This window comes from Klebsiella sp. CSG-1, from assembly GCF_056521145.1.
Genome location: NZ_JBWNLD010000005.1, coordinates 330,303 through 340,995 on the forward strand (window position 1 = coordinate 330,303; position 10,693 = coordinate 340,995).

The window sequence follows — 10,693 nt, forward strand, 5'->3', positions numbered from 1 at the left end:
TTTGAAGCGGGGCGACGCCCACAACGATTTATGTTTGAATGCCCCCTGGCGGCCCGAATGGGGAGCGAAGCAAATCAACTCTTCACCTGCTACGTGTCCGCTCCTGTTGCTCCGCGCTGGCCGGGTGCAAACTGCCTGCGCCAATAATGCCGACTTATTGCAGCAATACCCGGCGCCTGGCACGGTGTGACATTGAAATTCCCGTCACGATCCCCCATTCTAGATCTCATGCTAAAGCGCCGGAACGCGCGCTTCATTCACCCTTTTCAACAGGACTGCGCATATGACCAATCCATTATTGACGCCTTTTTCATTGCCGCCTTTTTCTGCGATCAAGCCGGAACACGTCGTCCCTGCGGTGACCAAAGCGCTGGCCGACTGTCGGGCCGCGGTAGAAAGCGTGGTCGCGCAAGGCGCGCCATACAGCTGGGAAACGCTCTGCCAGCCGCTGGCTGAAGTGGATGATGTGCTGGGACGCATCTTCTCGCCAGTCAGCCATCTGAACTCGGTCAAGAACAGCCCTGAGCTGCGTGAAGCCTATGAACAAACGCTGCCGCTGTTGTCGGAATACAGCACCTGGGTAGGTCAACATGAAGGGTTGTATCAAGCGTATCGCGATCTGCGTGACGGCGACCATTACGCCACGCTGAATACCGCGCAGAAAAAAGCGGTGGATAACGCGCTGCGCGATTTTGAACTGTCGGGGATCGGCCTGGCGAAAGAGCAGCAGAAACGCTACGGCGAAATTGCCGCACGCCTGTCTGAGCTCGGCAACCAGTACAGCAACAACGTGCTCGACGCCACCATGGGCTGGAGCAAGCTGGTGACCGACGTCGCTGAGCTGTCCGGGATGCCGGAAAGCGCGCTGGCGGCAGCCCAGGCTCAGGCTCAGGCGAAAGAGCAGGAAGGTTATCTGCTGACGTTGGACATTCCGAGCTATCTGCCGGTGATGACCTACTGCGACAACCAGGCGCTGCGTGAAGAGCTGTATCGCGCCTACTCCACCCGCGCGTCAGACCAGGGGCCGAATGCCGGCAAATGGGACAACAGCCCGGTGATGGCGGAAATTCTCGCGCTGCGCCACGAGCTGGCCCAGCTGCTGGGCTTTGACAGCTATGCCGCCAAATCGCTGTCGACCAAAATGGCGGAGAACCCGCAGCAGGTGCTCGACTTCCTGACCGACCTGGCGAAACGCGCTCGTCCGCAGGGTGAGAAAGAGCTGGCTCAGCTGCGCGCCTTCGCAAAAGCGGAGTTCGGCGTCGACGAGCTGCAGCCGTGGGATATCGCTTACTACAGTGAAAAACAGAAGCAGCATCTCTACAGCATCAGCGATGAGCAGCTGCGCCCTTACTTCCCGGAAAACAAAGCCGTTAACGGCCTGTTTGAAGTGGTGAACCGCATTTACGGGATTACCGCCAAAGAGCGCACCGATGTGGACGTCTGGCACCCGGAAGTGCGTTTCTTTGAACTGTATGATGAGAACCACGAACTGCGCGGCAGCTTCTATCTCGATCTGTATGCTCGCGAGCACAAACGCGGCGGAGCGTGGATGGACGACTGCGTCGGGCAGATGCGCAAGCTTGACGGTTCGCTGCAAAAGCCGGTTGCCTACCTGACCTGCAACTTTAACCGCCCGGTGAACGGCAAACCGGCGCTGTTTACCCATGATGAAGTGATCACGCTGTTCCACGAATTTGGTCACGGTCTGCACCATATGTTGACCCGTATCGATACCGCCGGCGTCTCCGGCATCAGCGGGGTGCCGTGGGATGCGGTCGAGCTGCCGAGCCAGTTTATGGAAAACTGGTGCTGGGAGCCGGAAGCGCTGGCGTTTATCTCCGGCCACTATGAAACCGGTGAACCGCTGCCGCAGGAGCTGCTGGAAAAAATGCTGGCGGCGAAAAACTATCAGGCCGCGTTATTCATTCTGCGTCAGCTGGAGTTCGGCCTGTTCGACTTCCGTCTGCATGCGGAGTACAAACCGGAGCAAGGGGCGAAAATCCTCGAAACGCTGGCGGAAATCAAAAAGCAGGTCGCCGTGGTGCCTGGGCCGTCCTGGGGGCGCTTCCCACATGCCTTCAGCCATATTTTTGCCGGGGGCTATGCGGCAGGCTACTACAGCTATCTGTGGGCCGATGTCCTGGCGGCGGATGCCTTCTCGCGCTTTGAAGAAGAGGGGATTTTCAATCGTGAAACCGGCCAGTCGTTCCTCGATAACATTCTGAGCCGCGGCGGTTCCGAAGAGCCGATGGTGCTGTTCAAACGCTTCCGCGGGCGCGAACCGCAGCTCGACGCGATGCTGGAACATTACGGGATTAAGGGCTAATTTCCCGTCATTCTTCAGGCTGCCTCTTTGGCAACTGCACTCACTCACCCTGGCCGCATACTCTCTGTACGTGGCCAGGGATTGGTTCTTTTGTTGTCTTGAGGCAACGCGAATTCTTTAGGGTAAAGTGGACGTGAAAATCTGCTTAATTGATGAAACGGGCGCCGGAGACGGCGCCTTATCTGTTCTTGTCGCTCGCTGGGGCCTGACGCAGGACGATGACAATCCGATGGCGCTGGTGATGACCCGCGAACATCTGGAGCTGCGTAAGCGCGACGAGCCGAAGCTCGGCGGGATCTTCGTTGATTTCGTCGGCGGGGCGATGGCCCACCGACGTAAATTTGGCGGCGGTCGCGGCGAGGCGGTGGCGAAAGCGGTTGGCGTCAAAGGCGACTACGTGCCGGATGTGGTGGATGCGACGGCAGGGCTGGGGCGCGATGCCTTCGTGCTGGCCTCGGTGGGCTGCCGTGTGCGCATGCTGGAACGTAACCCGGTAGTGGCGGCCCTGCTTGATGATGGGCTGGCTCGCGGCTACGCCGATCCGGAAATCGGCCCGTGGCTTCGGCAGCGTTTGCAGCTGATTCATGCCTCCAGCCTGACGGCGCTGACGGACATTACGCCGCGCCCGCAGGTGGTCTATCTTGACCCGATGTTCCCGCATAAGCAGAAAAGTGCGCTGGTAAAGAAAGAGATGCGCGTGTTTCAGTCGCTGGTGGGGCCGGATCTGGATGCCGACGGCCTGCTGGAACCCGCGCGTCATCTGGCGACCAAACGGGTGGTGGTGAAACGTCCGGATTACGCCCCGCCGCTGGCGGATGTCACCACGCCGAACGCTGTGGTCACCAAAGGACACCGCTTCGATATTTACGCCGGGACGCCCGAGTAGCGTTTCACTGCTGCGGACTATCCCGGATAGCAGCCGCAAGCCTTATCCGGGATGTATGTCCAACGACCTGAAGCGCCGGACGAGTTTGTCATTGAAGTGCGAGACTGGATTGCCGCGCGGAAAGGAACACCCCAGCGGCGCCAGCCGCTGAGGTGAAACAGGTTGTTATTTGTCGCTCGACGGCGTGTTAATCATCCTGTTGAGCCACGGTACCAGCAGCGCCATCACCATGGTTACACCCAGCGTCACCAGGCCAATTTTGCTAAACACGCTGGTATAAACCGGCAGAGTTTGCAGCGGGTCGGTGATATTTTCCGGCACGGCGGTGAAAGTGGCGACGTATCCGCCCATCAGGAAGGCCGCCGCCTGAGTCAGAAACCACATTCCCAGAATAAAGCCCATCAGATGCTGTGGCACCAGCGCGGCGACCATCGCCAGCCCCAATGCGCTGATCAGCAGCTCCCCCAGACTCTGGAACAGATAAACCAGCACGATAAACCACGGCGACGTCAGCCCCTGTGCATCGGCAAACCAGATTCCCGCGGCGGCGGCGGTCAGGAAGCCCAGCGAACATAAAAACATGCCGAGGGTAAATTTCATCGGCATGGTGAGATCTTTGCCTTTGTTGCCAAGGTGGGTATAAATCGCCGCCAGCACCGGACTGGCCACCACCACCCAGAACGGGTTCAGTGCCTGGAAGCTGACCGGGTTAATGGTCATGCCGAGGATATCGTGGTGAACGTTATTGATGGCGAAGAAGTTCAGCGAGGTCGGCATCTGCGCGTACAGAATGTAGAACAGCACCGCTTCCAGCATCAGGATAAAGGCGACAAACATTTTGTTGCGCCCGGTTTTATCCAGCCTGAAGGCCTCGCGAAAGAAGAAAATAATGACGATGATAGAGAGGACAATCAGCACCAGGTTAGCGATTTTGACGTTATGCATCAGCCAGGCGCAAAGGAACACCATCGCCACCGTACCGACCAGCACGTACAGCAGGTTGCGCACAATAAGCGGCCGATGGTCCGGCTCCGACCCGATATCTTTCACCATCCCGCGGCAGGCGAAATAGACCAGCAGGGCGATAATCAGCCCCGAGCCGCACAGGTTATAGGTCACGGCATAGCCAAATTTTTCCGCGATCACCGGCGCCAGAGAGAGCGACAGCAGCGAGCCGATATTAATCGACATATAAAACAGGGTGAATGCGCCATCGAGACGAGCATCTTTGGGGGGATAGCACTTTGACAGCAGGCTGGCGGGATTGGCTTTAAATAGCCCGTTCCCGACGGCAATCGTCCCGAGGGCGATAAAAATCAGGTCCGGTTTAAGCAGCGACAGCCCGGTCATGAAGTAGCCCAGCGCCAGCACCACGGCTCCAAGAACCAGCGTGCGTTTGGTGCCGAGCAGGTGGTCGCCAACATAGCCGCCGATGGAGATCAGCCCGTAAACCAGCGCGGCAAAGGCGCCAAAGGTAATAAACGCTTGTTCCTGAGAAAATCCAAGTTGTTTAACAAAAAAGACCGCCAGGATCCCCTGAACGCCGTAATAACCAAATCGCTCCCATAATTCCACAAAAAAAATCATGAAGAACGGACGAGGTTGCTGCAACAGCCCCGTAGGTGCAGTAGTTTTCATATTCCTTCGCCTTGTAGTGCAATCCCAAAAAAGTATGAACGCGTATGCCAGAACGCGCTGAAAAAGTATGGTGAAGCGCAATGATGCGGCTATTGGCTTTGACGGTAGATTATTATATAGATTATTTTTCTAATAACTGGTTGATCACACTAATCAATAATAAATACTCGGTTTGATATCCTGGTAGTAAAGGTGGGTAAGTAATATTTGAATCGGCCAATGGAGGCAGGCAAGGGGCGCGGGCAAATATGCCCTTCGTGAAAAACAACAACGCCCGCAAAGGCGGGCGCTGGCATTCTGATGGTTAACCGCGCGAACGGTTATTCGTCTTCTTCATCGCGCAGCGGCACAATCAGCATATCGACGTGAACGGTGTTGATGAGCTGACGTGCGGAAGACATCAGCTTGCTCCAGAAATCCTGATGGTGACCGCAGACCACCAGGTCCATATCGTATTTTTTAATCGCATCAACCAGCACCTGGCCGAGATCGCCGCTGCCGCTCAGGGTTTCGGTAATGGGGTAACCCGCATTGGTGGACAGCTCGCTCAGCGCGTGGTGCGTCTCTTCGGAAATACGTTTCTGCATATCGCCCAGATTGACATCGATCAGACCGGTGTACAGGTCGGAGTAATTAACATCCACGTGAATCAGAGAGACTTTGGCATTATAAGGACGCGCCATAGAAACGGCTTTCTCCACCAGAACTTTGCTTTCCGGGGAGAGGTCTACTGCAATAAGAATATGTTTGTAAGCCATAGTGTTACTCCTTCCATAAGTTGTCGATGACCATTGGATCAGACAGCTGGTGCTGCCGCTTCGCCCGCGTCCTGCGTGCTAATCCGCGGGGGTTCAGCCCTTTAAGGACTTAATTGTAGAAGATATTTCTACCTTATAGCGCCCCTCGCGCTCCGTCAATGCACCTGGTTCACCAAAAGTTAAACAAATATATTCATCTTACGTATTGATAACGATTAACCTTGTGGTAAAAAAATTGACTGATCTCCTACACTATTTAATGAGCCGATCGGATAAATAAACGTGATCGGAATCGCACTCTCGTATTGTATGTTGGGTTGGGTATTGGGAAGCGCTAGCTCCGGAGATGTCTCCGAGGGCGGGTCGCCGGGGAGGACGTATGATCAGCACTATTGCGCTGTTTTGGGCCCTGTGTATCGTTTGTGTGGTGAATATGGCACGCTACTTCTCATCATTGCGTGCATTATTGGTTGTGCTACGTGGTTGCGATCCCTTGCTTTATCAATATGTTGATGGCGGAGGCTTTTTTACTTCGCATGGGCAGCCGGGCAAACAGGTGCGCCTGGTGTGGTATATCTATGCCCAACGTTATCGCGATCATCACGATGAGGAGTTTATTCGTCGCTGCGAGCGGGTACGGCGGCAGTTTATTCTGACCAGCGCCCTGTGCGGTCTGGTGGTGGTGAGTCTGATCGCGTTACTGATCTGGCACTAGCCGGATGTCAGGTAAAAAAAACGGGCCAGTTTCCTGACCCGTTTATGTTTGCTCGCTCAGCGCTAATAACCGGACTTAGATAAGCTTGAGGGCTATCCAGTACAGTCCGCCTGACAACAGAATCGCTGCCGGCAAGGTCAGCACCCACGCCATCAGAATACTGGTGACGGTCTTTCTCTGCAGGCCGCCGCCATCGACGAGCATCGTCCCCGCTACGGAGGAGGAGAGCACGTGGGTGGTGGAAACCGGCATACCGGTGTAACTCGCCAGACCAATCGAAACCGCAGCGGTCATCTGGGCTGACATACCTTGCGCGTAGGTCATACCTTTCTTACCGATCTTCTCGCCGATAGTGGTCGCCACGCGACGCCAGCCGATCATGGTGCCGATACCCAGCGCCAGCGCCACGGCCATAATGATCCAGATTGGCGCGTACTCGATGGTGCTCAGCATATCGGTTTTCAGTTTCTTCAGCAGGCGCTGATCGTCAGCATTCACTTCCGGCAACTTCGCGACTTTATCGGTCGTGTCGGAAATGCACAGCATGATGCGACGCAGCTGACTACGCTGATCAATGGAGAGCGAGTCATAGCTTTCAATACCGGTCAGCGCCGTCTTCACGCGATTCAGTGCGTTGATGGTATTCGCCGGATGGCAATGGAACTCGCCGCCGCTGGCGGCCGTCCCGGCCTCCGGAGACGGAATCAGCTGATCAACGCCGGTGGCCTTTTTCAACAGCTCAGGGCGCTGTTCGAAGAAGGTTTCCACGTTGTTCACCGCATCGCGGGTCCGGGTTATTTCATAGCCGGAGGCATTCATGTTAACCACGAAACCTGCCGGCGCCACGCCGATCAGCACCAGCATGACCAGACCAATGCCTTTCTGGCCGTCGTTCGCACCGTGTGAGAACGATACGCCAATGGCGGACAGAATCAGAGCAATACGGGTCCAGAATGGCGGCTTTTTCTTACCGTCTTTCTTTTCACGTTCTGCAGGCGTCAGGTGAATACGGGCACGTTTTTTGGTACCGCTCCAGTAACGACGCAAAATGAAAATCAGGCCGCCAGCAACCACCAGACCGACAATCGGTGAGATGATAAGTGAGCCAAAAATACCGATGACTTTCGGGATATTCAACGCATCGACCACGGACGTGCCGGTCATCAGCGCATTGGTTAAACCAATACCGATGATAGCGCCGATCAACGTGTGCGAACTGGAGGCCGGGAGGCCAAAATACCAGGTACCGAGGTTCCAGATAATCGCTGCCAGCAGCATAGAAAACACCATGGCGAGGCCATGTGCGGAACCCATGTTAAGCAGCAGGTCGGTCGGCAGCATATGCACGATGGCATAAGCGACGCTTAGACCACCCAACAGAACGCCGAAGAAGTTGAAGAGGGCCGCCATCGCAACAGCAAGTTGTGACCGCATTGCGCGTGTGTAAATCACAGTAGCAACAGCGTTTGCGGTATCATGAAAACCGTTAATCGCTTCGTAAAACAGCACGAAAGCTAAAGCAAGCAATAGTAATAGCCCGGTATGTAAATCCAGACCGGCAAATAAATGTAGCATAGGACGTTACGCCATTTTGAGGACATGAACGCGGCGCATTATCAGTGACTTTAGCGGCGCGGGCAAAGTGAAATATAGACTTTTTTTGATTTTCTTCCTGTCTGGATTTTACCTGCTTGAGAGTAATCCTATATCTTTCAATGATGTACATGAATACATCGATTTTCGTGCTGGTGCGACCAGCGTGAAAAATTTACAATTCCCGACAATCGGGATATGAGGAAAGTTGCGTGGAAAGGTTTGATGCCATTGTAATTGGCGCCGGAGCGGCGGGAATGTTTTGTGCAGCGCAGGCGGGCCAGGCGGGGCTGCGCGTGCTGTTGCTGGATAATGGCAAAAAGCCAGGCCGTAAAATCCTGATGTCCGGCGGCGGCCGCTGCAACTTTACCAATATGTATATTGAGCCGGCAGCGTATCTCAGCCTGAACCCGCATTTTTGCAAATCTGCGCTGGCGCGTTATAGCCAATGGGATTTTATCGAACTGGTGGGCAAATACGGCATTGCCTGGCATGAGAAGACCCTCGGCCAGCTGTTTTGTGATGATTCCGCTGAGCAAATCGTCAACCTGCTGCTGGCGGAATGTGAAAAGGGCGGCGTGCAAATTCGCCTGCGTAGCGAAATTATCAGCGTCGAACGCGATGATGAAGGCTACAGACTGCAACTTAATGGCGACGAGGTGGCGGCGAAAAAACTGGTGGTCGCCTCCGGCGGCCTGTCGATGCCCGGGCTGGGGGCGTCGCCGTTTGGCTATAAACTTGCCGAGCAGTTTGGTCTCAAGGTGCTGCCGACCCGTGCGGGCCTGGTGCCCTTTACGCTGCATAAACCGCTGCTTGAGCAGTTGCAGGTGCTCTCGGGCGTTTCGGTGCCATCAACCATTACCGCACAGGACGGTACGCTGTTCCGCGAGAATCTGCTGTTTACCCACCGCGGGCTCTCCGGGCCGGCGGTGCTGCAGATTTCCAGCTACTGGCAGCCGGGCGAGTTTGTCACCATCAACCTGCTGCCTGATTGCCATCTTGATGAGTTCCTTAACGAGCAGCGTAGCGAACATCCGAATCAAAGCCTGAAAAACACCCTCGCCATGCAGCTGCCGAAGCGGCTGGTGGAGTGCCTGCAGCAGCTGGGGCAAATTCCGGACGTCACGCTAAAACAGCTCAACGTGCGCGAGCAGGAAATGCTGGTGGAGACGCTGACCGCCTGGCGCGTGCAGCCCAACGGCACCGAGGGTTATCGCACGGCGGAGGTGACCCTCGGCGGCGTCGATACGCACGAACTGTCGTCGCGGACCATGGAAGCTCGCAAGGTGCCGGGGCTCTATTTTATCGGTGAAGTGATGGATGTGACCGGCTGGCTGGGGGGGTACAACTTCCAGTGGGCATGGTCTTCCGCCTGGGCCTGCGCCCAGGCGCTGGTCGAAGCGTAAGACAGGGGCAGCCTCCTGTTACGGGAAGCTGCCCCCGATTTATCAGCTCAGACCAAGAAAGTGCTGGGCGATTTTGAAGTAGATAATCAGCCCGGTGCCATCAATCAGCGTGGCGATAAACGGCGCGGAGACGACCGCCGGGTCGATGCCCACGCGCTTAAGCGTCAGAGGGATCACTGACGATACCACCGCGCTCCACAGCGTAATACATACCAGCGTCAGGCTGACAATCAGGGTGATCTCCATGCCAATGCCCATCATCCAGGCGCGCAGGCAGCCCGCCAGACCGAGAGTGATGGCAATCAGCAGCGACGTCGTCATCTCTTTACGAATCACCCGGCCCATATCGCGCAGGCGGACTTCCCCGAGCGCCATGGAACGGACCAGCGTGGAGGTGATCTGCGTACCGCTGTTACCGCCGGTACCGATCAGCAGCGGAATAAAGAAGGCCAGCGCAATGGCCGATTCCAGCGCCTCTTCAAAATGTTGAATGACGCTGCTGGTGTAGGCTTCCGCGACGAACAGCAGCAATAACCACACCGAACGTTTTTTCCACAGCGTCCACGGGCTGATCTCCAGATAGGGCTTATCCAGCGGGAGCGTTGCGCCCTGGCGATGCACATCTTCGGTGACGTCGTCTTCCAGCAGATGGGCAATCTCTTTCTCCATCAGGCAGCCGACCAGTTCGCCTTTTTCAACCACCGGCACCAGGTCGAGTCCGCGTTCGCTCAGTTCGGCGACCACCTCCTGACGCTCATCATCGGGCTTCACGCGAAACAGGCAGCTGTCCATCAGATAGCGAATGGATTGCGCCGTATCGCTCTCCTGAAGCAGCTTTTTAATCGATAAACTGCCGCGCAGCTTCTTTCCGGCCACCACAAAGACCTGGCCTGGAATATCATCGCTGGTGAGCTGCGAGACAAAGAGCTCCCGCGCTTCATAGACGCTGAGGTGCTCGGGCAGAGTGATAAAATCGGTACGCATGTACTGGGCGATCGCATCGCCGTCGAAGGCGGAAGTGGCCAGATGCGCGGCGCAGTGTTGCATTGAAGACATGGTGTAATTCCCTATAAAAAATCACTCATAGGGGCGAACAAGACAGGATGAGCACAGGCAGATCCCTACGTCCTGGTTTTAGCACTGCACAACGTATCTGTCCGGCATGAATGCCGTCAGAAGTTACCTTGGCAACACCTTGATTCGATGGATGCCTGTATTTCCCTGAGTGGTCTCTCTCGATACCAGCAGGGCGGTAACTTGTATTTGTGCAGGAGCCTCGCCATAACGAGATCGTTAAATGAGCGGCCATTATAGGCAGGTAGAAAAGTGGTGAAAGCATATAATTTACGTGGTTTATCAACTGTTGATAAA

8 protein-coding genes and 1 riboswitch are annotated in these 10,693 nt (G+C 55.7%); of the genes, 4 read left to right on the forward strand and 4 right to left on the reverse strand.

Features of this window, described 5'->3' with window-relative positions:
* Nucleotides 1-283: 283 nt before the first annotated feature.
* Nucleotides 284-2,326, forward strand: a complete 2,043-nt coding sequence (gene prlC / locus AC007G_RS14790) for an oligopeptidase A (RefSeq protein ID WP_032690366.1) — start codon at nt 284-286, stop codon at nt 2,324-2,326.
* A gap of 133 nt (nt 2,327-2,459) precedes the next feature.
* Nucleotides 2,460-3,212, forward strand: coding sequence for a 16S rRNA (guanine(1516)-N(2))-methyltransferase RsmJ (rsmJ, locus tag AC007G_RS14795; protein WP_032690367.1), 753 nt, complete (start codon nt 2,460-2,462; stop codon nt 3,210-3,212).
* A gap of 165 nt (nt 3,213-3,377) precedes the next feature.
* Here the strand turns inward: rsmJ and dtpB are convergent, their stop codons facing one another.
* The gene (gene dtpB / locus AC007G_RS14800) at nt 3,378-4,850 is read right to left on the reverse strand and encodes a dipeptide/tripeptide permease DtpB (protein WP_142630294.1); all 1,473 of its coding nucleotides are present in this window, start codon (nt 4,848-4,850) and stop codon (nt 3,378-3,380) included.
* A 320-nt stretch (nt 4,851-5,170) separates the two neighbouring features.
* The gene (uspA, locus tag AC007G_RS14805) at nt 5,171-5,608 is read right to left on the reverse strand and encodes a universal stress protein UspA (RefSeq protein WP_004126268.1); all 438 of its coding nucleotides are present in this window, start codon (nt 5,606-5,608) and stop codon (nt 5,171-5,173) included.
* A 379-nt stretch (nt 5,609-5,987) separates the two neighbouring features.
* Here uspA and uspB point away from each other — a divergent pair, with 379 nt between their 5' ends.
* A complete protein-coding gene (gene uspB, locus AC007G_RS14810) occupies nt 5,988-6,323 on the forward strand; it encodes a universal stress protein UspB (RefSeq protein WP_032696946.1) in 336 nt (111 codons plus the stop codon).
* A gap of 75 nt (nt 6,324-6,398) precedes the next feature.
* On the opposite strand, the gene pitA is transcribed toward uspB, so the two are convergent.
* Nucleotides 6,399-7,898 (reverse strand): inorganic phosphate transporter PitA, encoded by a 1,500-nt coding sequence (gene pitA / locus AC007G_RS14815; protein ID WP_032696945.1) that lies wholly within the window; start codon nt 7,896-7,898, stop codon nt 6,399-6,401.
* 230 nt (nt 7,899-8,128) lie between these two features.
* Here pitA and AC007G_RS14820 point away from each other — a divergent pair, with 230 nt between their 5' ends.
* Nucleotides 8,129-9,322, forward strand: coding sequence for a BaiN/RdsA family NAD(P)/FAD-dependent oxidoreductase (locus tag AC007G_RS14820; protein WP_049267939.1), 1,194 nt, complete (start codon nt 8,129-8,131; stop codon nt 9,320-9,322).
* Nucleotides 9,323-9,364: 42 nt separating this feature from the next.
* Here AC007G_RS14820 and AC007G_RS14825 read toward each other — a convergent pair whose 3' ends face one another.
* On the reverse strand, nt 9,365-10,378 hold the full coding sequence (locus AC007G_RS14825; protein ID WP_032690372.1) for a magnesium transporter: 1,014 nt from the start codon (nt 10,376-10,378) through the stop codon (nt 9,365-9,367).
* A gap of 56 nt (nt 10,379-10,434) precedes the next feature.
* A riboswitch (M-box (ykoK) riboswitch) is annotated at nt 10,435-10,618 on the reverse strand.
* Nucleotides 10,619-10,693: the final 75 nt, after the last annotated feature.

Excerpts from the sequence above, each read along its gene's own strand:
- pitA (WP_032696945.1), bottom strand. The coding sequence starts at position 7,898 with ATGCTACATTTATTTGCCGGTCTGGATTTACATACCGGGCTATTACTA.
- prlC (WP_032690366.1), top strand. The coding sequence starts at position 284 with ATGACCAATCCATTATTGACGCCTTTTTCATTGCCGCCTTTTTCTGCG.
- uspB (WP_032696946.1), top strand. The coding sequence starts at position 5,988 with ATGATCAGCACTATTGCGCTGTTTTGGGCCCTGTGTATCGTTTGTGTG.
- dtpB (WP_142630294.1), bottom strand. The coding sequence starts at position 4,850 with ATGAAAACTACTGCACCTACGGGGCTGTTGCAGCAACCTCGTCCGTTC.
- AC007G_RS14825 (WP_032690372.1), bottom strand. The coding sequence starts at position 10,378 with ATGTCTTCAATGCAACACTGCGCCGCGCATCTGGCCACTTCCGCCTTC.
- uspA (WP_004126268.1), bottom strand. The coding sequence starts at position 5,608 with ATGGCTTACAAACATATTCTTATTGCAGTAGACCTCTCCCCGGAAAGC.